At 43.4% G+C, this 25045-nt stretch carries 19 protein-coding genes; 11 read left to right on the top strand and 8 right to left on the bottom strand.

Annotation, left to right across the window (positions count from 1 at the left end; all coding sequences use genetic code 11):
* Positions 1–2: 2 nt before the first annotated feature.
* Together miaB and AB1401_07895 are read left to right on the top strand one after the other, a co-directional pair.
* Entirely contained in the window at positions 3–1337 is a 1335-nt protein-coding gene (miaB, locus tag AB1401_07900) for a tRNA (N6-isopentenyl adenosine(37)-C2)-methylthiotransferase MiaB (protein MEW6615372.1), read from the top strand.
* A 12-nt stretch (positions 1338–1349) separates the two neighbouring features.
* Complete coding sequence (locus AB1401_07895) at positions 1350–1850, top strand: bifunctional nuclease family protein (GenBank protein ID MEW6615371.1); 501 nt, start codon at positions 1350–1352, stop codon at positions 1848–1850.
* A gap of 36 nt (positions 1851–1886) precedes the next feature.
* Here AB1401_07895 and uvrB read toward each other — a convergent pair whose 3' ends face one another.
* Positions 1887–3884, bottom strand: coding sequence for an excinuclease ABC subunit UvrB (uvrB, locus tag AB1401_07890; GenBank protein MEW6615370.1), 1998 nt, complete (start codon positions 3882–3884; stop codon positions 1887–1889).
* A gap of 191 nt (positions 3885–4075) precedes the next feature.
* Here uvrB and AB1401_07885 point away from each other — a divergent pair, with 191 nt between their 5' ends.
* Both AB1401_07885 and AB1401_07880 read left to right on the top strand, forming a co-directional pair.
* A complete protein-coding gene (locus tag AB1401_07885; protein ID MEW6615369.1) occupies positions 4076–5092 on the top strand; it encodes a beta-ketoacyl-ACP synthase III in 1017 nt (338 codons plus the stop codon).
* A 211-nt stretch (positions 5093–5303) separates the two neighbouring features.
* Complete coding sequence (locus tag AB1401_07880; GenBank protein MEW6615368.1) at positions 5304–6557, top strand: 2-hydroxyacyl-CoA dehydratase family protein; 1254 nt, start codon at positions 5304–5306, stop codon at positions 6555–6557.
* Between the two features lie 38 nt (positions 6558–6595).
* On the opposite strand, the gene typA is transcribed toward AB1401_07880, so the two are convergent.
* Positions 6596–8401: a translational GTPase TypA gene (typA, locus tag AB1401_07875; GenBank protein MEW6615367.1), complete on the bottom strand. Its 1806-nt coding sequence runs from the start codon at positions 8399–8401 to the stop codon at positions 6596–6598.
* Complete coding sequence (locus tag AB1401_07870; protein MEW6615366.1) at positions 8398–10407, bottom strand: ABC-F family ATP-binding cassette domain-containing protein; 2010 nt, start codon at positions 10405–10407, stop codon at positions 8398–8400. Before AB1401_07870 ends, typA begins: the two co-directional genes overlap by 4 nt.
* Positions 10408–10704: 297 nt before the next feature.
* On the opposite strand from AB1401_07870, the gene AB1401_07865 reads away from it, so the two are divergent.
* Positions 10705–10911, top strand: coding sequence for an AbrB/MazE/SpoVT family DNA-binding domain-containing protein (locus AB1401_07865; protein ID MEW6615365.1), 207 nt, complete (start codon positions 10705–10707; stop codon positions 10909–10911).
* Entirely contained in the window at positions 10908–11279 is a 372-nt protein-coding gene (locus tag AB1401_07860; GenBank protein MEW6615364.1) for a type II toxin-antitoxin system VapC family toxin, read from the top strand. Before AB1401_07865 ends, AB1401_07860 begins: the two co-directional genes overlap by 4 nt.
* A 289-nt stretch (positions 11280–11568) precedes the next feature.
* Here AB1401_07860 and AB1401_07855 read toward each other — a convergent pair whose 3' ends face one another.
* A complete protein-coding gene (locus AB1401_07855; protein ID MEW6615363.1) occupies positions 11569–12777 on the bottom strand; it encodes an ABC transporter substrate-binding protein in 1209 nt (402 codons plus the stop codon).
* An 83-nt stretch (positions 12778–12860) separates the two neighbouring features.
* Complete coding sequence (locus tag AB1401_07850) at positions 12861–13460, bottom strand: TetR/AcrR family transcriptional regulator (protein MEW6615362.1); 600 nt, start codon at positions 13458–13460, stop codon at positions 12861–12863.
* Between the two features lie 428 nt (positions 13461–13888).
* On the opposite strand from AB1401_07850, the gene AB1401_07845 reads away from it, so the two are divergent.
* The 5 genes from AB1401_07845 to AB1401_07825 all read left to right on the top strand — a co-directional run bounded on the left by AB1401_07845 (position 13889) and on the right by AB1401_07825 (position 21803).
* Entirely contained in the window at positions 13889–15523 is a 1635-nt protein-coding gene (locus tag AB1401_07845) for a YgiQ family radical SAM protein (GenBank protein MEW6615361.1), read from the top strand.
* 166 nt (positions 15524–15689) lie between these two features.
* The gene (locus AB1401_07840; GenBank protein ID MEW6615360.1) at positions 15690–16079 is read left to right on the top strand and encodes a FixH family protein; all 390 of its coding nucleotides are present in this window, start codon (positions 15690–15692) and stop codon (positions 16077–16079) included.
* On the top strand, positions 16069–17373 hold the full coding sequence (locus tag AB1401_07835) for a TolC family protein (GenBank protein ID MEW6615359.1): 1305 nt from the start codon (positions 16069–16071) through the stop codon (positions 17371–17373). Before AB1401_07840 ends, AB1401_07835 begins: the two co-directional genes overlap by 11 nt.
* Positions 17374–17391: 18 nt before the next feature.
* On the top strand, positions 17392–18627 hold the full coding sequence (locus AB1401_07830) for an efflux RND transporter periplasmic adaptor subunit (GenBank protein ID MEW6615358.1): 1236 nt from the start codon (positions 17392–17394) through the stop codon (positions 18625–18627).
* Positions 18627–21803, top strand: coding sequence for a CusA/CzcA family heavy metal efflux RND transporter (locus AB1401_07825; GenBank protein ID MEW6615357.1), 3177 nt, complete (start codon positions 18627–18629; stop codon positions 21801–21803). Before AB1401_07830 ends, AB1401_07825 begins: the two co-directional genes overlap by 1 nt.
* On the opposite strand, the gene AB1401_07820 is transcribed toward AB1401_07825, so the two are convergent.
* From AB1401_07820 to AB1401_07810, 3 genes are all read right to left on the bottom strand, one after another.
* Positions 21793–23193, bottom strand: a complete 1401-nt coding sequence (locus AB1401_07820) for an amidohydrolase family protein (GenBank protein ID MEW6615356.1) — start codon at positions 23191–23193, stop codon at positions 21793–21795. The two genes, AB1401_07825 and AB1401_07820, sit on opposite strands and share 11 nt — an antisense overlap.
* Before the next feature lie 13 nt (positions 23194–23206).
* Positions 23207–24490: a formylmethanofuran dehydrogenase subunit B gene (locus AB1401_07815; protein ID MEW6615355.1), complete on the bottom strand. Its 1284-nt coding sequence runs from the start codon at positions 24488–24490 to the stop codon at positions 23207–23209.
* An 89-nt stretch (positions 24491–24579) separates the two neighbouring features.
* Positions 24580–25041, bottom strand: coding sequence for a (Fe-S)-binding protein (locus tag AB1401_07810; protein ID MEW6615354.1), 462 nt, complete (start codon positions 25039–25041; stop codon positions 24580–24582).
* Between the last annotated feature and the right edge of the window lie 4 nt (positions 25042–25045).

Here is a 25045-nt window from a genome sequence, read left to right as displayed (position 1 = left end):
TTATGAAACAAAAGGCCGTTTTTATTAAGACTTTTGGATGTCAAATGAACGAACATGATTCTGAAAAGATCCACAGAATCCTGGGAGATCACGACTATAAATTAACAGAGAATATTAACGATGCCGATCTGGTTTTGCTGAATACCTGTAGTATAAGAGAAAAGGCGGAGCACAAGGTTTACAGCAGCCTTGGAAGGCTTAGAAGATTAAAGGGGAAAAACCCTAAACTTATCATCGGTGTTGGTGGATGTGTAGCCCAACAGGAAGGAGAAAGACTTTTGCACAGGGTTCCTTATCTGGATATAGTATTTGGAACCCACAATATCCATAAATTGCCCGAATTTATTCATGATGTTGAGCGGACAGGGAGGAGAATTCTGGAAACCAGTCTGTATGATTCAGTTCCTTCCCTTGGAGTTTACTCTAACCCCAGAGAAAAAGAGATAAAATCCTATGTTACAATTATGCAGGGTTGTGATAATTACTGTTCTTATTGTATAGTTCCCTATGTAAGGGGCAGGGAGATAAGCAGGCCAAACGGAGAGATACTGGAGGAGGTAAAAAGACTGTCGGAGAGGGGCGTAAAAGAGGTAACGTTACTGGGCCAAAATGTAAATTCTTACGGGAAGGGCATTACAGAGGGTATGACTTTCCCCCGACTGTTGTACTCCATAAATGAGATAGAAGGAATAGAGAGGATACGTTTTACCACATCCCACCCCAAAGACCTATCTGAGGAATTGATTTCTTCTTTTGGACAATTGGATAAATTATGTGAACATATTCATTTGCCTGTTCAATCTGGTTCTAATTCAGTCCTGGAGGCTATGAAGAGGAGATATACGGCAGAAGAATACATTGCAAAGGTAGAAAGGCTCAGGAATACTTGTCCGAAAATAAGCATAACATCGGATATTATCGTGGGATTTCCCGGGGAAACTGAAAAGGATTTTAAAGATACCCTTGAATTAATAGGGGTAGTTAAATTCGACAGTCTTTTTTCTTTTAAATATTCTGACAGGGTTGAAACAAAGGCATCAACCCTCACTGAAAAAGTCGATGATGAGGTCAAAGCCAAAAGGTTAAGTATCCTCCAAACCTATCAAAAACTTTTTACTTTAACTAAAAACAGAGAATTGGAAGGTAAAGAGGAAGAGATATTAGTAGAAGGCCCGAGCAAAACTAACCTAACGCGTTTGACCGGCAGAACCAGATCAAATAAAGTAGTTAATTTTGAAGGGTCATCTGATTTAAGAGGATGTATAGTGCCTGTCAGAATAAAGAGGGCATTCCTTAATTCGCTGGAGGGAGAGATAAATACCACTTATTGTGGTTAATAGGAGGTCTATATGTTTAAAGAAATGAGAGTAGCGGGATTAACAGTGGACCCTTTTACCAACATGCCTATTATTATCCTTAAGGACATGGAAGATAAGAGTGCGGTTCCAATCTGGATTGGACTGCTGGAAGCCAGTGCTATAGCTACTGAGCTTGAAAAAATTCAGCTTCCCAGACCTATGACCCATGATTTATTAAAGAATATTTTGGACAACTTCAAGGTTGATGTAATTAAGGTAGAGGTTAACGACTTGCAGGACAACACCTTCTATGCTACCCTATATCTTAAGATGGGTAACAAGAAGTATGCTATTGATTCTCGTCCCAGTGATGCAATTGCTATAGCCTTGAGAACCAATTCTCCCATATATGTCAGTGAAGAGGTCATTGCTCGGTCCAGGAGGATTGACTTAAGAGAGACAACCGTGGGGAAAGAAGGTAAAGAACCAGAAAAATGGGCTGAAATTTTAGAAAATATGTCTCCAGAGGACTTTGGCAAGTATAAAATGTAAAAGAGCTAACTTAGCAACACTGCAACTTAACTTAGATCAACTCCATAATTCCAATTCCACATTTTGCAACTTTTTGATTCTGTCTCTAAACTCTGCTGCTTTTTCAAATTCAAGATTATCAGCCGCTTTTTTCATCCGGGCTTTCAAATTTTTAATGAGTTTTGGTATCTCATCTGAAGGTATATATTCTTCTTCAGGTTCATTGACAATGGGTACAGTGTAATAATCTGCTTCATAGATTGAGGTTAGGATGCTGGATATAGATTTTTTTATACTTTCAGGGGTAATGTTATTCTTTTTGTTAAACTCAGCCTGAATTTTTCTCCTGCGGCTTGTTTCATGGATGGTAGCCTCTATAGACCGGGTAATGGTGTCGCTATACATTATTACCTCTCCGGCTATGTTTCTGGATGCCCTTCCGCACATCTGTATCAATGACCTTTCAGAGCGAAGGAATCCTTCTTTGTCAGCATCTAATATGGCAACCAGAGATACCTCGGGGATATCCAGTCCCTCTCTGAGCAGGTTTATCCCTATGAGGCAATCGAATTCGTTCATGCGTAAACTTCTGATTATTTTTACCCTTTCCAGAGTTTCAATATCCGAGTGAAGATACCTAACCCTTATTCCCAGCTCACTGTAGTATTCAGAAAGGTCCTCAGCCATCCTTTTGGTCAGGGTGGTAACCAGTACCCTTTCCTTGCGTTTACACCGTTTATTGATTTCATGCAGGAGATCATCGACTTGATCCCTGGCAGGCTTGACTGTGATTGCCGGATCCATTAGGCCTGTAGGGCGAATAATCTGTTCAACAATTTTGCCTTTGCTCTTTTTAAATTCATAATCTCCCGGGGTCGCGGAGACAAAAATAGCCTGGTTTATAAGCCCCTCAAATTCATGGAAATTAAGGGGCCGGTTATCAAGGGCTGATGGGAGACGAAATCCGTACTCTACCAGGGTTTCTTTTCTTGACCTGTCCCCACGATACATACCATGAAGCTGAGGGATTGTTACATGACTTTCGTCTACGAAAATAAGAAAATTCTTGGGAAAATAATCCACTAGTGTAGGTGGTGGCTCTCCTGGTTTTCTGCCATTCATGTGTCTGGAATAGTTTTCTATACCTGTACAGTAACCTGCTTCCTCCAGCATTTCGATATCAAAATTGGTCCTCTCCTCTATCCTTTGAGCCTCTAAAAGTTTATTATGGGAATAAAAAAAACGAATCTGTCCCTTTAATTCTCCCTTGATGGCTTCAATAGCTTTTTTTAGCATATCTTTAGGGGTGACGTAATGACTTCCCGGATATATGGCAACCTTTTCCAGTTTTCTGATCCTTTTTCCCAGGAGGGGATCAATTTCGAAGATAGCCTCCACAAGGTCACCGAATAACTGAACCCTAATGGCCATATCCTCTTCATATGCAGGGAAGATCTCTATCACATCACCCTTGACACGGAATCTCCCTCTATGGAAGTCGAAGTCATTCCTTTCATATTGGATTTCCACGAGCTTTGATATAATCTTATCCCTGGAAATCTCATGCCCCTCTTCCAGTGACAATAACATTCCATAATACGCCTCTGGAGAGCCCAGACCATAGATGCAGGAGACGCTGGCTACGATTATAACATCATTTCTCTCAAGAAGAGAACGGGTAGCAGAGTGCCTCATTTTATCGATTTTCTCGTTTATAGAGGCATCCTTTTCTATATAAGTGTCCGATTGAGGTATGTACGCCTCCGGTTGATAGTAGTCATAATAGCTTACAAAGTATTCCACTGCATTTTCAGGGAAGAGCTCTTTGAATTCACTAAAGAGTTGTGCGGCAAGGGTTTTATTGTGAGCAATAACCAGAGTGGGTTTCTGAACTTTTTCGATTACATTGGCCATGGTAAATGTCTTACCTGATCCGGTGACCCCCAGTAAGACCTGGTACCTTTCTCCAGCAGCAATTCCATTGCTCAGTTTCTCGATAGCCTGGGGCTGGTCACCTCTGGGTATAAACTCTGTTGTAAGTTTGAATTTATTCATAGCTAATATGTTTGCTTGGCAGAAATTTTTCTATGAAATTTTTCTATTGCAAGATGTCTTCTTATCTGATATACAATTTACTTTTTCTCACTTTTATAATTTTTTGTCTATTGGTTTTTATATAAAAATGTGAATCACAGATAATAATAAACAGCGCAGCAACCAGACTACATGAAATCCAGGGGTGATAAGTGAGTTTGACCAGAGCAGCCATAACAAGTGTGGGAAGATTTCTTCCTAAACGCATAGTAACCAACAAAGACATGGAAGAGATGATAGATACGTCGGACGAATGGATCGTTCAGAGGACGGGTATTCGTTCAAGGCACTTCTTAGAACCGGGCTTGGGTAACTCCTACATGGCTAGCAGGGCTGCCAAAGATTGTTTAAAGAAGGTGGGAGTGCTCCCTTCGGAGATTGATGCAATCATTGTAGGTACAATCTCACCCGACATGTTCTTTCCATCGACAGCATGTCTGGTTCAGAAGATGATACGGGCAAACAATGCCTGGGGTTTTGATTTGTCTTCTGGATGTTCCGGTTTCGTCTTTGCCATGACAACGGGTGCCCAGTTTATAGAGTCCGGCCGCTACAAAAAGGTTCTGGTAGTAGGGAGCGATGTAAATACAACTTTCCTCAGTCCTGAGGACAGGAGTACCTATGTGCTTTTTGGGGATGGGGCGGGCGCTGTGCTCCTTGAACCATCAGTGGACCCTGCTCTTGGAATCATCGATTTTGAGAAACGCATTGACGGGGTGGGGGAACCTTATCTTCATGTAAAAAGTGGGGGGAGTAGAAGCCCTACAACCCTTGAAACCGTTAAAAATAACGAACATTTTGTGTATCAGGATGGCAAAACAGTCTTCAAATATGCTGTTAAGAACATGGCCGACATAGCAGTAGCAATGATGGAGCGAAATAATATTCAAAATAGTGATTTGGATCTTTTTGTTCCCCATCAAGCCAATTTGCGAATCATTGAGGCGTGTGCTAAGCGTATGGATCTGGGTATTGACAAAGTGATGGTCAACATAGACAGGTATGCTAATACAACATGTGGAACCATACCTTTGTGTTTCTGTGATGCTGTAGAGCAAGGGCGTTTAAAAAAAGGAGACAGAGTCATAGTTGCCTCTTTCGGTGCTGGATTTGCATGGGGGGGAGTCTACCTTAGGTGGGCTATGGACAACATCTTATCAAAGAAATAAGAGACATACCTTAAGAATACCAAATAGTCCACCCTGAAAAATGAAAGATCTTTTGATTTCTGACTACTGGAAAGTATTGACCATTTTTCTTGACTTTTCAGAACTTCTTTTGATAAAAAGATTAACCGTCCCCATAAGTTGCACAGATCATCTTAAAATCTTCAAACCTCTCGGCAGGTTGCGCAAGGTCTCATTACACAGGAGGTGAGGTATGACAACAAAAGTAACAGTTCCGGGTAAAAAGAATTTAAACTCAACATTAGAGGTAAGCAAAGCCATTAAGGCATATTATGGAAATATAAAGGAAGCCAAGAAAGAAGGAAAACCGATAGTCTGGTCTGTTGGATTTACCCCCAGAGAAATATTCCATGCGTTGGATGTACCAGTAGTTTTCATGGAGCATTTCATACTTTTCATGACGGCGAAACAGCTATCAGGAAAGTACATACAGGCTGCCGAACAAGAAGGAATATCAAGAGATGTCTGTGCCGGTCACAGGAGTTATTTAGGCTGTACTGTTATCGAAGAGATGGACCCGTATATTGAGAAACTTTTTGTCCCACCTGATCTTATAATAGCCAGTAATATTCCCTGCATGTCTGAGTCTAAGTCCTTCCTGTACGTGGCTGATCACTACGGTTGTCCATATTATTTTATAGATGCCCCTATAAACACATGGGGGAAGGATATCCCTGATTATGCCGTTGAATACTATAAGGACCAGCTACAGGGGGCGTTGGATTTTATGGAGGAGCATGGGTACAAGGTTGATATAGACAGGCTTAAGGAGTCCGTCCGCCTTTCCATGAGACTCATTGAGCTATGGAACAAAATAGAAGACTGCAGAAAGTCTGTGCCTACTCCCATAAGTGCAGTCGATGGGCTTACTGCTGCGTATCCACTGATACAGCTGGCTGGTACTGAACTCGGAGTTGAGTTATATGAAAAACTGCTTGCAGAGCTGAAGGAAAAGGTAAAAAGAAAAGAGGGTGTTATTGAAGAAGAAAAGTTGAGACTCATGTGCTTTGGAGTACCTCCTGTCTATAATCTGGGGCTTTTCAACTATGTTGAGAAATACGGCGCAGTAGTTGTGAAGAGCATGTTAGAATATATAGGAGGCGGGGTATATGCTTCTTCTAATATGGATCCGGAGAAACCCCTTGAGAGCCTTGCCTACAAGACCCTCGGTGACATATTCAATCCGCCATCCGGAAATATAGCGGATTTTATTAAAAGAACTATCAGTGATTTCAACATAGACGGAGTTTTCGGGCTGGTAAAGAGGACATGTGGGCTCTTGCCCGGATATATGAGACCGGTAAAAGATATTGTATACAAAGAATTTGGTGTGCCTACAACCATCTTTGATTTAGACGGCATAGATATAAGAGAATATGATGATATTTCTTCCAAGGCAAATCTCGATTCATTTGTTGAAGCCCTGCTGGCAAGCAAAGGGAGGTAATCAATAGAACAAATAAGGTAATCATATAAGAGAATTTTTCAGGACTTCCACTTCGGCCTCTTATTGACATCGAGGACTCCTTTTCTCAACCTGATAGACTGTGGCGTTACTTCAACCAATTCGTCTTCTCTGATGAACTCAATAGACTGTTCCAGAGTCAGTAGTCTTGGAGGGACTAACTGCAATGCTTCGTCAGAACCTGCTGCCCGCATGTTTGTGAGCGCTTTTTCCTTTGTAACATTCACGTCCAGATCATTGTCCCTTGAATTTTCGCCTATAATCATCCCTTCATAAACCGGTGTGTTTTCTTTAATAAAAATGGTTCCCCTTGGCTGAAGATGGACTAGCGCATATGTGGTTGACTTGCCATTTCTGTCAGACACAAGGGCACCGGTCTGTCTTTTCGACATGTGTCCATGCCATGACTCGTACCCGTCGAACAGGTGGTTGAGAAGCCCGGTACCTCTCGTGTCGGTGAGAAACTGTGACCTGAAGCCTATCAGACCTCTTGAGGGTATCCTGAACTCAAGCCTCACCCTTCCGCGTCCGTTGTTATGCATCTTCTGCATCTTTCCCTTTCTCAATCCAACCTGCTGCGTTACCACACCAATAAACTCTTCCGGCAAATCAATAACGAGCAGTTCAATGGGCTCATGCAATGCGCCGTTTACTTCCCTTGTTATTATCTCGGGCATTGATACTGAAAGCTCATAACCCTCACGCCTCATCATCTCTATGAGGATTGCAAGCTGTAGTTCTCCTCGTCCCATAACCTTAAATGAATCCGTATTCGTGAAATCGACCTTTATGGAAACATTGTATAGCAATTCCTTCTCCAGCCTTTCCCTTAAATTTCTGGAGGTAACATACCTTCCTTCCCTACCGGCAAAGGGAGAGGTATTCACTGAAAAGACCATTGAGATGGTCGGCTCGTCAACCTTGATCCGTGGAAGGGGTTTTGGGTTTTCAATCTCCGTAATCGTATCCCCGATATTGATGCCTTCAATCCCTGCCAGTACAACGATATCACCTACAGACACTTTCTTTGCCTCTTCACGTTCAAGTCCATGAAAGGTGTACATTGAGCTTATATTTCTTTTAACGGCATTTCCATCACCATTTATTACAGCCACGTTGTCCCCAATCCTTATTGACCCTGAAAACACCTTTCCTATGGCAAGCCTGCCCAGATAGTCATTGTAGTCTATGTTTGTAACCAGATATTGGAGTACGGCATTGTTGTCGCCTTCAGGCGCAGGGATAGTTCCGAGGATAAGCTCAAAGAGCGGCATTAAATTGCCTGATTTGTCACTGAGATTGCGTTTTGCAACCCCCTGTTTGGCATTAGTATAGACAATTGGAAACTCCAGTTGATCTTCTGTAGCATCGAGGTCGATGAACAGGTCATAGACTTCATTCAAAACCTCCTCTATCCTGGCATCAGACCTGTCTATTTTATTAATAACCAGGATTACCGGCAGATTCAGCTCAAGAGCCTTTTTCAGGACGAATCTTGTCTGAGGCAGCGTACCCTCGGAGGCATCAACTAACAGGAGAACACCATCCGCCATCTTCATTGTTCTTTCCACTTCACCGCCGAAATCGGCATGCCCCGGGGTGTCAATAATATTTATCTTTATACCGTTGTATGTAACCGCGGTATTCTTTGCCATAATGGTAATTCCCTTTTCCCGCTCCAGGTCAATACTGTCCATGACCCTTTCCTGCACCTTTTCATTGGCACGAAAAATACCGGCCTGATGAAGCATGCCATCCACAAGGGTCGTTTTGCCATGATCAACATGGGCAATAATGGCGATATTCCTTAAATTCTCTCGTTTCATAAAACATCTCTCCCTGCCAGACAGTCTGACAGCTCCCTTCTTCTTGTTTCCAGCTTGTCCTGAGTCCTTTCCCATTTCAGAAGTAACTCATCCTGCTCTTCCCTGACTGCTTTGTATTCTTTAAGAAGCAGAACACCCCTGTCGTTATCATTAAAGATGTTCGGTTCTTCAAGCAGTCTTTCCAGATCTTCCTGCCTTGCTTCAAGCTCAGCAATTCGTTCTTCCAAACGACCCACTTCGGTCATGATCGGTTTCAGCGTACCGTATATCAGTTGCCGTTTTTCTGCTTTCCCCCTTTTTTCTTTTTTTCGATCCTGCCCCTTTTTGACCGATGCCTTCTTCCCCCTTCTTCTTTCACATAATGTCCCCTGGTCATAACCGTTAGCAGGTTCCTCCTCTGCCATGGCAATATGGAAATAATATTCGTCCAGATTTCCCGGGTACTCTACGATTCCGCCTCCTCTTATATCCCATATCTTTGTTGCCAGCCTGTTGACAAATGACTGGTTATGCGATACAAAAAGCAGGGTTCCGTTGTATTCAGAAAGCGCATCGATCAATGCCTCTGAAGATGAAATGTCAAGATGGTTGGTTGGTTCATCCATCACCATAAGATTTCCGGGCTTGATAAGAAGCTTTGCAAGTGAGACACGGGCCCTTTCTCCCCCAGATAGAACACCTATAGTCTTGTCCACGTCCTGCCCTGAGAACAGGAATGCCCCACAGACCCCTCTTACGAAACCGATACTCTCATCCGGAGAAACCTGGTACACCTCTTCAATCACTGTCTTTTGATGGTCAAGCATGTCTGAGTGATGCTGTGCAAAATAGCTCATACTGACCTTGTGCCCCAACGATATCTCTCCCTTATCCGGTTCTATTTCACCGGCAACCATCCTGAGCAAGGTTGTCTTACCATATCCGTTTGGCCCGATAATGGCTGTCCTTTCCCCCCTTAACACGCTCAAGTTAATGTCTTTATACAAAGGCCTTTCATCAAACCCTTTTGACATACCTTTGATGGACACGACAACCATTCCACTTCGAGGAGCGGCAGGGAAGGAAAAATGGGGTGCCTTTTCTCTGCGGTGGGTTTTAACCAGTTCCATTTTGTTGAGCAATTTAATCTTGCTCTGTGCCTGTCTGGCTTTACTGGCCTTGGCACGAAATCTTTCAATAAATTTCTCCGCCTCTTTAACTCTTTGCTCCTGCTTTCTGGCATTTGCCTCAAGGGTTCTGTGCTCTTCCTCACGGGCTTTCAGGTAGAAATCGTAATTGCCGCTGTAAGATTTCATCCCTTCCTGACCAAAGCTGATAATTCGATTGATCTGCCGGTTTATGAAATCCCTGTCATGGGACACAAGAATCATAGCACCACTGTAGTCCTTCAGAAACTGTTCAAGCCAATGCACGGACGGGATGTCAAGGTGGTTAGTAGGCTCATCCAGGAGGAGCAAGTCGGGTCTCTGGTATAGAAGACTGGCCAGTGCCGCTCTCATTTTCCATCCACTGCTTAGAGAAGAAACAAGTCTGTCAAAATCAGAAGTCACAAACCCAAGCCCCAACAGTATCTTTTCCGCCGCATGACGCGGGTATTCCAGGTCGAGCCGGTTGATCTCCTGATGTATCTCTCCCAGTTTTTCGGCGATGCTCGTTTGATCCCGTTTACGAGATGCTTCTTCAAGAGATGCCTCTGCCTTTCTAAGCTCATTTTCCATGTCTACCCGCCCGGGAACGGAATCAATAACAGATTGCAAGATAGGTCCTGACAGGGTTTCCTGTATGCTCTGGGGCAGGTAGCCTACCCGGGTGTCTTTTGTTACGATGACTTCTCCACTGTCAGGGGAAACCTCCCCCATGATAAGCCGGAGCAGAGTGGTTTTCCCGGATCCGTTTGGACCTACCAGGCCTATCCGGTCTCTCGGTTCTACCTGTAACCCTATTTCACTAAAAATCTGCCTCCCGGCAAATGAAAGTGAGGCTTTTACGACTGTCAGAAGACTCATTTTGACGAATAGCTCCGAATAAAAAGCATCTTATTTTTGTTTGCTAAAGCTGTCAGTCTATATCTCATGAATCATTGTTTTTTTCAAGGAGTAATTCTGGTTATGCCATGAACCATTTAAAGCATTTAAGAAGATTTATCTTCAAAAATATTTGTTTCTTTGGTTAAAATATAGTATTGTTAAGCATAAATCAAAGGTGTAAACTGATTCACCATAATAATTGTTGGTCCGATGATTGACAAAACGATAACGATGATGATATTGTAATACCTAAATATCATCGATAAGGAGGTCATCATGAATACCGTTACAGTTTCTCCTAAATACCAAGTTGTCATTCCAAAGAATATAAGAGATTCTCTGCAACTTCGCCCCGGTCAGAAAATGAAAGTTATAGAATATAATGGGCGAATAGAGCTAATACCCGACCGAGAAATATCCGACTTAAGAGGTTTCCTCAAAGGAATTAATACGGACTTCATACGTGAGGGTGACAGGTTATGAATATCGTCGATTCTTCGGGATGGCTAGAATATTTTTCAGGAGGACCCAATTCGGACAACTTCTCAACCCCTCTTCAAGATTCGTCATCGTTAATTGTACCTGTCATTACCATATATGAAGTGTTCAAAGTGGTGTTACGCGAATCAAGTGAAAATGAGGCTCTTCAAGTCGTAGCTGCGATGCAAAAAGGTACGATTATAGACCTTACCACAAGTATTGCAATGAATGCTTCGAAGTTGAGCATACAGTATAGGCTGCCTATGGCTGACAGTATCATTCTGTCTACGGCTCAATCTTACGGATGTTTGATTTGGACACAAGATTCAGATTTTGAAAATTTACCGGATGTAAAGTTTTTTCCAAAATAAAATGCAGTTTTTTTCAAGGTTTGATAAGCAGGGACAAACTCAAAAGCGTTACAGGCGATGGGTAAGTGATGCTATACCCCGGGGTGAATGGAATCTGATACGACAGGCAGTTCAGAGGGGGCATCTAACACGTAGCTCTGGATAAATCGAAGAGGTTAATAAAAAGACTGGGAACAAATTGGGGAAAAACCCCGTGCTTCTGCACGGGGTATCCAGGGTTAGTTTTTCATGAATATATGGCAATTCTCAAATATTCATCTTTTTAATTCCCTGTTCTGAGATAATATCCCTATTTTGTTGAAGGTTCCGACTTCCAATCAGTAACAGGTATGAACCTCTGATTTGGAGGATCCGTTTTCACAAGTTTAACCATAGTCATTCCATAATGCATTGTTGGGGTATAAGTTATGGGACTAGACAGACCCTTTGTATCAAAATTTCTCATGGTTTCTAAAGCGTCTACCAGTTTTTCTCTGTCCAAATCTTTTCCAGCCTTCGTCATTCCTTCAAAAAGAACTTCAGCGAGAACCCATCCATACAGATAACTCCTGTTCGGATAAGACGCTTTGGCATTAGGGTTATATTTCATGCTTATATTTCTAGCCCTCTTCATGCCAGGGTAATCCTCATGCCAGGAGCTATAAGAAGTGGCACCAATAAAACTCTTTGTCGCCTCTCCGGCTATCCTCATAATATCCTCTGTGCATGCAGCACTTGATCCAAATGTTGGAACAACAAAACCAAACCTCTTCATGTCTTTCAATGTGGCAGATACACCTGGTGCAACATGATGTATAAAGAGATGCGTTGCCCGAGCTCTCTGCATCGTAAGGACCTGGGAGGTGACATCTATAACAGCCATCGGAATGACCTCGTAATCAATGTCCGTTATCCCAAACACGTCAGCCCATTTTTTAACCAGTTCCTTCATTCTCATGCCTGATTCAACATCAAATGTGAGAAAGGCTAACTTCAAGTTTTTGGGCTTTAACGTATTTACAATATAATCAAATATAACACCTACTTCAGTATCATAGAAACCATTCACCGGCAAAACGTACCTCTTATAGGGAACCTTCAGTGAGTCGTCTGGCGTCCACGGCAGTGTAGGAATTTGGTTTTTTTGAATATCCTTAAATAATACTCTGCTTCCACCCACGCTCACTGGCCCCATGATAGCAAAAACACTGTCTTTAAAAACCAGTTTCTTAAATGCTGAAATATGTAATGGTATAGAATAACGATTATCCTCGATTATTAAACTAATCTTTCTTCCGTGTATCCCCCCCCTATCATTTATATCGGAAACAAGATTTCTATAGGCAAGTGCCATCAGAACTCCGACATTAGAAGTAGGACCTGTCATATCTACCATTACCCCAATTTTTGCCAGGTCATTCGTTACCCCATCCTTTATTCCAGCGTATGAAGGTGCACTTAACAAGAAGATTAGAGTTGAAACAGAAAGACACATGGTTATCAGCAACTTTTTTTTCATTATACTCTCCTTTCGTTGTATGGGGTTAAAACGGCTTGAATATTGTAACCTCTTTTTTTCATCATCACCTCCTTTTCTCTAAATTACTTCCTTGAATTAGAAATAGCCTGCCAGACCATCTCAAACAACTTATTAACATCGTTAGTCAGGCTTTCTTTTTCTCCCCGGGAAAACCACATACTAAAGCGTCTAATAAGAATACCATTGATGATGTCGAGTAACATGCTTGGGTGAACGTCCGGATTGAAAACTCCACTCTTCTGGCCATCTTTAAGAACATCTGATAGTACTTTATAGTACTTTTCCTGTTTAAAACTTTCATCTCTTACCCAACTATTAAGTGGAATGTTCAAAAACATAATCCGTGCCTCATCTATTTTTCGCTCACAGAATTCCAGACATAACCAGAATATCTTTCTCAATTTCTCCTTTGGTTCCTCAATACCATTAAGGTGATCGATCATACGCCCGGTCAGTTCCTTGAGCCATTTATCAGCAAAAAACAACACTAGTTTTTCCTTGTTCCCGTAATATTTATATATGTAACTGAGACTGACTCTTGCCTTCTTGGCAACAGTACGGATGGATGCTTCATGGAAATTATTCTTAGCAAAAACATCCAGGACAGCCGCTTCAATTCTATCTTGTATCTCAGGACTTAACTCGTCAAGGGAATAATTCATTTACTATCTCTTTTGCCCGGAATTTGCATATCAAAAAGATATGTTTCTGTTAAGAGTCAGGTTTTAGGAATAAGTAAGGTTTTAATACCAACCATATTGGAATAACATTGTTACCAATATATCCAGATAGATATTTATTGAAGGCATCCGTTATTTATAACATATTGAAAATAATAGATTATTTTTCTAAGCAAGTCAACCGTATAACCATTAAAGAAACATTGTTACTATAGTTAACTATTTGTATTTATAAGATTATTTTCTATTTATATTATAGAAAGATGCTCAATATGAAATGTTATTACTCTAGCGTACTGTAATTTACATGTCAAGAAAAAAAATGCGGCTTCTTCGTGAAAAATTAAGTAGCGAATTAAATTAGGTAGTTTGCCCTTCCCTTTGCATTTCAATTCCTGTAAAATAAACAAATGTCTTCATATGATGTTATTCTCGTACTTCCCTATCCATTTTCGGATCACCCCTCTTTTCCTGAAGGGATTCTAAAAAAAGCCCTGGAGATTGAAGGCTTTCGGGTAGGGATTATTGAAACTCCATGCTGGCAGAAAAGCCAATCCTTTTCTTTACTTGGCAGACCCAGTCTCTTTTTTGGCATTATTCCGGGACCTGTTGACTCCATAGTATTAAACTATACCTCGTCCCGAAAGAGGCGAAGAGAAGACCTCTATCAGATAAGTGGGCAGGCATATTTTGAGGGTACACCACCTTCCATCAGCAACAAGATCAGACCGGATCGTACCACTATAGTCTTTGCCAACCGTATCAGAGAGATATTCAAAGATGTCCCCATTATAATCGGGGGTCTTGAAGCCTCACTCCGTCTTTTCTCCCATTATGATTTTCAGCAGGACAAGATCAGGCGTTCCGTACTGGTCGATTCAAGAGCTGACGCAGCGGTCATAGGTATAGGCGAGAAGCAGCTCGTTTCAATCGCCCATTTCCTTGCAAAAGGCGGGTCTTTGGAAAAGCTCAATATGCCCGGAATTGCCATGATGGCCAGTCAGTTACCGGCAGAGAAGGGTTTTGTAGAATTGCCTTCCTTTGAATCAGTGCAATCTGACAGGTCTGCACTGATAGGAATGCAACTCGCACTGGAAAGGGCTATATCCGAAGGAAATGGGGTAGCTCAGAAACACGGAGACCGCTATGTGGTAGCACATAGATCTGAGGAGTATTATCCCTCGGATATTGATCGGATCTACGGGCAAACGTACACCCGCAACCATCTGAGAGGCTCCAGCCTTACACCTGCGCTTCAAATGAATATCTTTTCTATAACCTCCCATCGCGGCTGCTGCGGAGGGTGTTCCTTCTGTTCCATAGCCCCTCACCAGGGAAGAAAAATTGTTTCCCGATCCCAGGAATCTATTGTGGATGAAGTAGTCCAGCTAACCCACCATCCTCTATGGCAGGGATACATTTCAGATATCGGTGGTGCCTCTGCTGAGATGTACGGAGTAACGTGTCAAAGACATTCATGCAAGAAGCCGTCATGCCTCTATCCGGTATCCTGTAAATTCTTTTCTCCGGCAAAGTCATACATAGAACTATTAAGGACGTGCAGACAGGTAGATGGGGTCAAGAAAATATTTCTGGGTTCTGGCATACGCCATGATGTTATGGTGAGATATCCCGAGGTGCTGGAGGAGATTATGCTCCATTATGCCGGCAAATCCCTGCGTATAGCCCCTGAGCACACTGAAGATGCGGTTTTGCAACTGATGAGGAAACCACCTTTTAGTATCCTGGAAGAGTTCGTGAATCTGTTTCGCTCAATCAATAAAAGACTAAAACGTAGGATTGAACTTGCATCTTATATCATTATTGGACATCCTGGAGAGAGTTTCCGTGATGTCCTGGAGATGAAAAGAAAATTGAGGGCACTGAGCTTAAGGCATAATGATGTGCAGATATTTACCCCGAGTCCTGGAACACTTTCAACAGCTATGTACTACACTGGCATTAACGCTTCCATGAGACCCATTGAAACTGAGAAAAAGATAAAAGAACTATGTCGCCGCAAAGATATGATAAACAAAATATAACTTGAATTTTGATGACACAACACAGTGGTGCCTTTTTAATTGACAGATAAGCGAAAGTTTGTATAATTACAAGGTAAATTATGAAATATCTTGAAGTAACCGTGAAGTAAATGGTAGAACTTTGAAAAACCAAAGAGACAACATTATCAGTCAGAGGAGGTAGATTATGAAGAGGTTAGCTCTATTTAGTATGGTACTGCTCTTAATGGGAGGCATAGCATACGCAAAGGATTATGAAGTAAAGAAAACAGCAGGGGAGTATGATGTAGAGATAAAGATAGATAAAAGCCAACCTGTTGTGGGCAATAACAATATCGAGATCGGAATTAAAGATGCATCTGGGAAATATGTTACTGACGCAAAGGTAAGAGTTGAATACTCCATGCCGGCAATGCCGGGTATGCCTGCGATGAACTACAAGACAGATACAGTGCTTAAAGGTTATAAGTACAGGGCGACAATCAATCTTTCAATGTCAGGGTCATGGAACACCTCTGTTATGATAACTCGTGGAGGGAAGATAACAAAGGTAAAATTCAATGTGGATGCACGGTAAAAGAAAAAAGTACAGAGATTCAAAAATCCAAGCATTCAAACCCCTGATCTCCCGAATCCTCGTATACTTTACTGTTTACTGTCTACTGACTCCTGCCGCAAATGCCATCGCTGTGGATCTAAAACTCCAGGACATGATAGATGAAGCCCTGAAAAACAACCATGAGATACTCGCATCCGAATCAAGGGTAGCAGTCTCAAAGTACAGGATACCACAGGCAAAGAGTCTTCCTGATCCCATGTTTATGTTCGGCTATCAAAATGAGGGATACGAAAGATACACCTACGGTGATATGCTGGGCGCGCAATGGATGTTTTCTGCCTCCCAAAACTTCCCCTTTCCTGGCAAACTGTCAGTAAAGGAAGAAATGGCTGTAAGGGATTCTGAAACCCTTGCAGCATCGTATGAATCTACCAGGCTAAAAACCATACTAAGGGTTAAAGATATCTACTATAACCTCTTCCTTGCCCACAAGAGCCTCGACCTCATAAGGAGCAAAGCCGCACTTTTTTCACGCATAGAAGATGCCTCACTGGCACGGTATTCAGCAGGCATGGCACTCCAGCAGGAGGTGCTGATGGCACAGACGGAAAAATATATGCTCCTCGAAAAAGAAGAGATGCTCAAACAGAAGGTTCAATCCCTGGAGGCAATGCTTAACACAACTGTCGGGAGGAATGTTAACTCTCCCCTTGGCAGACCAATTGAGCCTGTTTATACTCCATATCCCCACATCATGGATGAACAGATTAAAACAGCCTATGAAAATTCTCCCGAAATAAAATTCAGAGAAAAGATGATCGCCAGTGCTGAGGCAAAGGTTCAGATGGCAAAAAAGGAATACTATCCTGATTTTACCCTTGGTGCCAATCTCTATAAGAGAAGGGGAGAGCTTGATGATATGTGGAGCCTTACAACCACAATCAACATTCCCATCTTCTACAGGACAAAGCAGAGGATGGCTGTGCTTGAGGCAACATCCGCCCTCTCAGAAGCAAGGCATGAAATTGAGGCAACTAAACTTATGCTTGCCTCAGGCATAAGGGAAAATTACTCAATGCTCACCACGACAGAGAGACTAATGGAATTATATAAGAATGGTTTGATTCCCAAAACATACCAGGACTTTGAACAGGCTATTGCCGGATATACAACGGGAAAGATCGAGGCCATAACTGTTATCTCGAGGTTAAAATCCTTCATTGACTACGAACTGTTATACTGGGAACAGTTTGTGGAAAGGGAAAAGGCAATAGCGAGGCTTGAGGCTTTAACAGGAGTCAGAAATCAGTAAACAGGGGAAAAAGAGATCATGAAAAAGATGAAGCGAAAGAATCTTGTAATCATTGCAGGCTTGATCTTGACGACAGGAGTCTTGTTTTATCTTTCCCGAGCGGGTCTCGTTTCTAAAATCTTAAAATCCGGAACTTCAGAACCTGTAAAAACAGGGACTCTAACAGAGCATCAGGGACATACAGGCGGAGGCATACAGTCTCAGGCTGGGTCGGATAAAACACAGGGACAAACGGCAGAGGAAGTTCCAACCGTTGAGATACCCCTCGAAAAACAACAATTGATAGGTGTTAAGACATTGGAGGTAGCCATAAAACCGTTGCAAAAAATTATCAGGACGGTAGGGCGCATTGAATATGATGAAACCAAACTCGCCACTGTCAACACAAAAATCGAGGGATGGATCGAGAAGCTCTATGTGGACTACACAGGCAAGTATGTCAAAAAAGGAGAGCCACTGGTAGAGATTTACAGCCCTGAGCTCTTTGCCACTCAACAGGAATTCATAAGCTTATTAAAGTGGGGGGCGAGACCAGAGATCGGAAATCAGAAATCAGAAACGGGAAAGATGCTCTCAAGAGATGCTGAGGCAATAGTTGAGGCTGCAAAAGAAAGGTTAAGACTCTGGGACATAACGGATAGGCAGATAAAAAAGATAGAGGAGACGGGGAAGCCGATAAGGACGATGACTATCTACAGTCCGGTAAGCGGTTATGTGGTGCAAAAAATGGCCATACAGGGAATGCGTGTGATGCCCGGAGAAAAACTCTTCGATGTTGCCGATTTATCTTCTGTCTGGATCATCTCCGATATCTATGAATATGAGTTGTCGCTTGTAAAAGCGGGACAGACAGCTGTTATCAGTCTCAGCTATTTACCCGGCAGAGAATTTTCCGCGCTCATTGATTATGTCTATCCCAGCCTCGCAGGGGAAACAAGAACAGCAAAGGTAAGATTTACCATCCCCAACCCCGGCGGACAGATGAAACCTCAGATGTTCACCAATGTGGAAATAAAGGTCAAACTCGGTAAAAGGCTTGTCATTCCAGAGGATGCTGTAATTGATACAGGGATAAGACAGATAGTCTATGTTGACAGAGGGGAAGGATATTTCGAGCCGAGGGAAGTTACCCTGGGCCTTAAAGCCGATGGGATGGTGGAGGTTATAAGAGGTCTCAAGATCAAAGAAAAAGTGGCGTCATCAGCTAACTTCCTTATTGATTCAGAGGCAAAACTTAAGGGTGTCATCAGATAATGATTGCAAAGATAATTGAATATAGTGCCCGGAATAAGTTTGTCATCTTTCTGATGGTGTTCATCTCCCTCGCCTGGGGTTACTGGGCGTTGAAGAATACGCCGTTGGACGCCATCCCGGACCTGAGCGACACCCAGGTCATCATCTACACGGAATGGGCAGGTCGGAGTCCCGACCTTGTGGAAGACCAGATCACCTATCCCATTTCCTCCACCCTCCTTGCCGCCCCTCAGGTGCAGGCAGTCAGAGGGTTTTCCTATCTTGGCAGCTCATTCATCTATGTTATTTTCAAGGAGGGGACGAATATCTACTGGGCGAGAAGCCGGGTGCTGGAGTATCTCCAGGCTGTCAAAAACAAGATCCCTGCCGATGTAAACCCCATCCTGGGGCCCGATGCAACGAGCCTGGGATGGGGGTTTTCATACGCCGTGGTTGATGAAACAGGTCGGCATGATCTTTCGGAGCTTCGCTCTGTTCAGGACTACAACATAAAACTCGCCATTGAAAGCGTCCCCGGTGTTTCTCAAACAGCCAGCATCGGCGGATTCGTCAAGCAATACCAGGTCACCATCGATCCAAACCGGCTTCTTGCCTACAATATCCCGATTACAAAAGTGATGGAGGCGATCCGAAAGAGCAACCGGGACGTGGAAGGCAGGGTTCTGGAGATGTCGGGTGTGGAATACATGGTAAGAGGCAGGGGATACATAAAAAACCTCAGGGATCTGGAAGATGTCTCTCTGGGAACGAACAGTGCGGGAACCCCCATTTATTTGAAAGATGTGGCCCATGTTCAGTTCGGACCGGAAATCAGGAGAGGCATGGCAGAACTGGACGGTAAGGGAGAAGTCTCGGGTGGTATTGTCGTCGTGCGCTTCGGTGAGAATGTCCTTTCTGTTATTGAGCGGGTAAAAGAGAAGATCAACAAAGACATTGCCCCAAGCCTTCCCGAAGGGGTGAAGATAGTCACTACGTATGACAGGTCAGACCTGATCAATCGTTCCATCGATACCTTGAAAGATGAGATCATCAAGCTGGCGGTGGCGGTCGGTGTTGTCTGCATTATTTTTCTATTCCATCTGCCCAGTGCCCTGGTTGTAATTCTCACATTACCCGTTGCGATCATTATGTCGTTTATATGCATGTACTATCTTGGAGTCACGTCAAATATCATGAGTTTGAGCGGTATTGCTATCGCCATTGGAGCCATGGTCGATGCCTCCATCATCATGGTAGAAAACGCCCACAAGAAGCTGGAAGAATGGGAAGCACAAGGAAGACCGGGAAACAGGACAGAAGTGATTATCGATGCAGCCAGGGAAGTCGGACCTTCTCTCTTTTTTTCCCTTCTGGTGATCACCGTGGGATTCCTTCCCGTATTCACATTGCAGGCACAGGCGGGCAGATTGTTCAAACCGCTGGCATACACGAAAACGTTTGCCATGCTTTTTTCATCATTCCTTGCCATTACCCTGACGCCGGTATTGATGACTCTCTTTATAAAGGGGAAGATAAGACCAGAAGAAAAAAATCCTATTAGTATCATTCTTCATAAGCTCTATGAACCTGTTGCTGTATTTGTCCTCAGATTTAGAAAGACGGTTATTATCGCTGCCGCCATTATTCTGATACTGACCGTTTATCCCTTTACGAAGCTGGGGTCGGAATTTATGCCCCCCCTTTACGAAGGGACCCTTTTTTACATGCCGGTGACCATGCCCGGGGCATCTATTTCCGAAGTCTCCAAACTATTGCAGATACAGGATAAAATCCTGAAAAAAATCCCGGAGGTTGCCCAGGTTTTCGGAAAGGCTGGCAGGGCGGAAACCGCGACAGATCCCGCCCCCCTTGAGATGTTCGAGACGGTGATCAACCTGAAACCGGAATCCGGGTGGCGCGAAGGAATGACAGTGGAAAAACTCAAGGACGAGATGAACGATGCGCTTACGATACCGGGTATCGCAAATTCCTTTACCATGCCGATCAAGGCCCGCATTGACATGCTTGCCACGGGGATCAGGACTCCTGTGGGGATCAAGATTTTAGGGCAGAACCTCGAAGAAATAGAAAAGATAGGACTTGCCATAGAGCATCATATCAAGGATATTCCGGGAACCCGTAGTGTTTACGCGGAGAGGGTCACGACTGGCTACTTTCTGGATATCGTTATTAAGAAGAACGAGGCAGCGCGATATGGTTTGACGGTAGATGATATCGGGGAAGTGATCCAGGTCGCCATCGGGGGTATGAACCTGACCACCACTGTCGAGGGGCGGGAGCGCTATCCCGTCAATATTCGGTATTCAAGGGAATTACGAAATGACGTGGAAAAGCTCAGGCGTGTACTCGTGCCGGTAATGATGGCAAACCGCCCGGTTGCCCAATCGGCTGCGGGTATGTCCGGCTCACCAGGTCCTCTCCAAATACCCCTGGGGGAGCTTGCAGACATCAGGATTGTCAAAGGCCCTACAGCCATAAAGAGTGAGGAAGGACTCTTGACCTCCTATGTCTATGTAGATTACTCAGGCAGGGATGTGGGTGGTTATGTTGATGAGGCCAAAAAGAAGGTAGCCTCTCTGAAGATCCCCGAAGGCTACCGTCTTTCCTGGAGCGGCGAATATGAATACCTGATTAAGACGCATGAGAGATTGAAACTGGTCATCCCTCTTACGCTCTTCATCATTTTTATCCTGATCTACTTCAATACAAAATCAGTCACGAAAACGGCGATTGTCCTCCTCGCTGTTCCCTTTTCACTGGTCGGTTCATTCTGGCTTCTCTATCTTCTCAATTACAACATGAGTATTGCCGTATGGGTGGGCATCATCGCTCTTGCCGGACTGGATGCGGAAACGGGCGTGGTGATGCTCCTGTATCTTGACCTTGCCTATGAGAAATGGAAAAAGGGGGGGAGAATGAACAACGTGTTTGACCTGAAAGAAGCCATTATGTACGGCGCCGTGAAAAGAATTCGTCCCAAGATTATGACGGTAAGCGTCATTCTTGCGGGCCTTATCCCAATCATGTTCAGCCAAGGCACCGGTGCCGATGTGATGAAACGTATTGCAGCTCCGATGGTAGGTGGAGTTACTACTTCTACAATTCTGGAACTGGCTATTTACCCAGCCATTTACATGATATGGAAAGGGAGAGAGTTCAAAAAGATCAGACCTTAACTTCTTTCGCGGTAAATGCCTCATCTACCATAAGGTTCTCGAATCGGAAGGTACTGTAGCTTGCCAGAATCTTTGCAGGTTCGTAGTCAAGGGTTTCCACGCCTCTGTAATAGGTCTTCTTTTCTGCCTGGTCATTTACTATCTTGTGATCCTCTACAACAATACTTCCACTCTTTATCAGATAGTCACAGTCTCTGAAACTAGCCACCAGTTTATCTGGTTTTGTGTCTTCGTTAATATCATAGATGGCTATATCTGCTTCTGCTCCTACCCCCAGATGCCCTTTATTTTTTAAGCCAAGGATAACTGCAGGATTATGCCTTGTAATACTTGCAATATCTAGAAGGGAGTACTCGAAATCTGGAAGCTCTTTAGCGAACAGATTGGCTCTATTCTCTGCCTTCATCAACCATGAAAATATCTTAGGGTACGCCTCAAATGAGGCATTGGCAGGGCTGTCTGTTGAAAAAGATATATGACCGGAGGGCTGGCTAAGGGCAAGTTTAAAGGCAAAAAATGGGGTTTCGCTCTCAGAGGCATTCCCTTGCGAGAACACAATATCCTCTGAAAGTCCCATATCTACCCTGCCGAAAACCTCGCCAACGGTCTGTTTAGGATTTGATATCCTTAGGTTTTGCCCAAAATCGAATAATCCTAAATCTGCGGTTGCCCCTGCATTAAGGTAGCTCAAGACCTTCTGGTAGGCTTCTTCATTGCCTATGACTGATCCAACATGGGAGAAGTGGAAGCCTGCGGGATTTTCAATCTCTTCACCAAAGAGTTCAGGGGAACTATGCATGATTATCCTTGGAATGATTTCCCTGTTTATACTTGAAAAGAAACTTAGGGCTTTCTTCGCCGTTACATTTCTCAAGATATGCGTTCTCTGAGCATATCTCACGAAGGGTTCATATATCTTTAACCCGATAGCCTTGGTTCCTGCAATGATAATGGGTATAATCTTCTCAACCTCTTCCAGATGTTTGACGGACTTGATCCTGGCTTCAACATCCCTGAGATTCAATACCAAAAAGGCAGAGGTGTCTAATATAGGTATTGAGGACAGTTCATGATGAACGTATCTGGCAGTAACCTGAGTCATGAAAGGTTCGTTTACGTGGGTGTATCCCATCTTGGCGTATATATGGCCAATCTCTCTGGGTGAATAAAAGCGGCCCGTTCCTCTTATGAGGTTTAAACCATAGGTAGCTATATGACTGTGAATATCGATGCCACCTGCCATAATGGTTTTCCCGGAGGCATTGATAGTCCTGTCGGCACTGGAGAATCTGTCTACTATTATGCCATCCTCTATGAAGATGTCTCTCTCTTTTCCATCCAGGTTGTTTCTGGGGTCGTATAGCCTTCCGCCTTCTATCTTTATCTTCATTGGAATTCCTTTATTACAAACGCTGATATATATCTCCCAATATGCGTTCGTCCGATGGATATTCACTCTCCATGACCTTTTTCAATTTGAGAGGCAGACCATCCATTCTGTAAGCAATCCCCCCTGCCTCTATACCCGTAACGGCTGTTGGGAAAACCACCTGGCACTTGCTGGTTGTCCTTGTCCAGAAAGGATCAATAAGAACCACAGGTATTTCTTTCAAGAAATCGGACTTTTCAGAAGGAAGAGACCAAAATGGATCGTCTCCAACTATTAAGGCAGCGTCTATCTCGTGAATGTTTTCCAACAAGGAGTATTTACTACTGTTGGCATCGTAATTACCGGAAAAATCTACTGGCATTGGGCTTTTCAACTCCCTGATAAGAAGCTGTATCACCCCGCTTGTATTGAAATCATCATACAGAGGAAGAATCACAAATCTGGTTTTACTGTTTAACTCCTTAACCAGTGCCATAAGATTCTCGACGTTTCTCTTCGCACTATCCTTGCCTGACAATCCCAAACCGAAGAATATCGTACCATAAGATACTTTGGTCATATACTTGACCATGTTTTCTATGCTAACAATATCCCCTTTATAGTCTTCAACGCTTTCCCCCCTAAGCAATTTCATCATCGTTTCCATTGCCAGAAAATCAGTGCCCCGTTCCACTTGAAGAAATTGGCGGGACAGCTTTCCCATCTCGTTCTCAGCAACATCCACAGTAAAAACCACCCTGTCCTGACTCCCTCTTTCCTTGCATCTTCCCCTTGGATATACCGAATATCGGGCAAGGTGCCTTGGAGTGGAATGTATAGGGTTACACCCCCAATAGATTATAAGATCAGCATTGTTCCTTATCTCCTCCAGAGGTGCTACGTAAAAGTTTGAATTACCCATTGCTGCATAATATGAACTCAAGAGGGCTGCCCCCCTTGGTTCAAACAATCCCTTTAACCTTCTTGCAATATTTAGTGCGATTTTTTGGGCGTTATACCCTGAGTTTGTCAGCCCATAAATCAGGGGCTTTTTTGAACCCTGTAATATATCCACTGCCCTGGAAATGGCTGTCTCATAATCAGTCTCTATCAGGGTTTTCCCCCTGATCATCGGCTTTTCTACCCGTCCCCTTCTTACATTTGAAGTGAATTTCTTGGTAAAAAGAAACTTGTTTATGCCCCATTCACATACATTTCTTATACTCTTTACCCTGTTCTCCTCAACGACTACATCTATGTCATCACACAGGCAGCCACAGGATGGGCATACTACGGATTCATACAGTATTTCCGACAAATTTTACCTCCATTTGTTTTAGACCTTTGCGCAAACTGCCGAAAGCTTTGAAGAAGTCCTCTGAGAGCGAATTCATAGAAATACCAAAATCAAACAAGGCTAATAGCCTTTGTGGGGCATAGCTCCGCACATGCCCTGCAAATATGGGAAGAGGGGTTCGCCCGTCTGCAGGATTGGGGGTCAACCAGCTTAATCTTTCCATCATCTATTCGTAACACCACATTGTCTGAATACCCGGGACCTCTCCCTGACTCTACCTCTTTGCTCTTTTCCATATTTACTTCACATACAGTAACGCATATACCGCATCCATTGCACTTTTCCTGGTCAATTATAAGTCCTGTAATCTCTTTTTCAACCTCAGGACCCAAAAGCCTGTTCAGTTCGGTCAGGGACCCTGAGTACTCATGTTCTAGCAGGAAAGGGCAATCCTCCGGTCTAACATCTCTGGAAATAAGGCGATTAGCAAACCCCATACATGAAAAACCGCACTTCTCACAATCGGTCTTCGGCAGATATTGATACAGTTGGTACATGGATAACTTTGCCATAAAA

This window comes from Thermodesulfobacteriota bacterium (assembly GCA_040757775.1).
GTDB lineage: Bacteria > Desulfobacterota > UBA8473 > UBA8473 > UBA8473 > UBA8473.
This window is presented reverse-complemented; position numbering and strand designations above follow the sequence as displayed.

Bases quoted from the DNA above. Each gene is read 5' to 3' on its own strand.
- miaB (MEW6615372.1), top strand. From the start codon at position 3: ATGAAACAAAAGGCCGTTTTTATTAAGACTTTTGGATGTCAAATGAAC.
- AB1401_07895 (MEW6615371.1), top strand. From the start codon at position 1,350: ATGTTTAAAGAAATGAGAGTAGCGGGATTAACAGTGGACCCTTTTACC.
- uvrB (MEW6615370.1), bottom strand. From the start codon at position 3,884: ATGAATAAATTCAAACTTACAACAGAGTTTATACCCAGAGGTGACCAG.
- AB1401_07880 (MEW6615368.1), top strand. From the start codon at position 5,304: ATGACAACAAAAGTAACAGTTCCGGGTAAAAAGAATTTAAACTCAACA.
- typA (MEW6615367.1), bottom strand. From the start codon at position 8,401: ATGAAACGAGAGAATTTAAGGAATATCGCCATTATTGCCCATGTTGAT.
- AB1401_07870 (MEW6615366.1), bottom strand. From the start codon at position 10,407: ATGAGTCTTCTGACAGTCGTAAAAGCCTCACTTTCATTTGCCGGGAGG.
- AB1401_07865 (MEW6615365.1), top strand. From the start codon at position 10,705: ATGAATACCGTTACAGTTTCTCCTAAATACCAAGTTGTCATTCCAAAG.
- AB1401_07860 (MEW6615364.1), top strand. From the start codon at position 10,908: ATGAATATCGTCGATTCTTCGGGATGGCTAGAATATTTTTCAGGAGGA.
- AB1401_07855 (MEW6615363.1), bottom strand. From the start codon at position 12,777: ATGAAAAAAAAGTTGCTGATAACCATGTGTCTTTCTGTTTCAACTCTA.
- AB1401_07850 (MEW6615362.1), bottom strand. From the start codon at position 13,460: ATGAATTATTCCCTTGACGAGTTAAGTCCTGAGATACAAGATAGAATT.
- AB1401_07845 (MEW6615361.1), top strand. From the start codon at position 13,889: ATGTCTTCATATGATGTTATTCTCGTACTTCCCTATCCATTTTCGGAT.
- AB1401_07840 (MEW6615360.1), top strand. From the start codon at position 15,690: ATGAAGAGGTTAGCTCTATTTAGTATGGTACTGCTCTTAATGGGAGGC.
- AB1401_07835 (MEW6615359.1), top strand. From the start codon at position 16,069: ATGCACGGTAAAAGAAAAAAGTACAGAGATTCAAAAATCCAAGCATTC.
- AB1401_07830 (MEW6615358.1), top strand. From the start codon at position 17,392: ATGAAAAAGATGAAGCGAAAGAATCTTGTAATCATTGCAGGCTTGATC.
- AB1401_07825 (MEW6615357.1), top strand. From the start codon at position 18,627: ATGATTGCAAAGATAATTGAATATAGTGCCCGGAATAAGTTTGTCATC.
- AB1401_07820 (MEW6615356.1), bottom strand. From the start codon at position 23,193: ATGAAGATAAAGATAGAAGGCGGAAGGCTATACGACCCCAGAAACAAC.
- AB1401_07810 (MEW6615354.1), bottom strand. From the start codon at position 25,041: ATGGCAAAGTTATCCATGTACCAACTGTATCAATATCTGCCGAAGACC.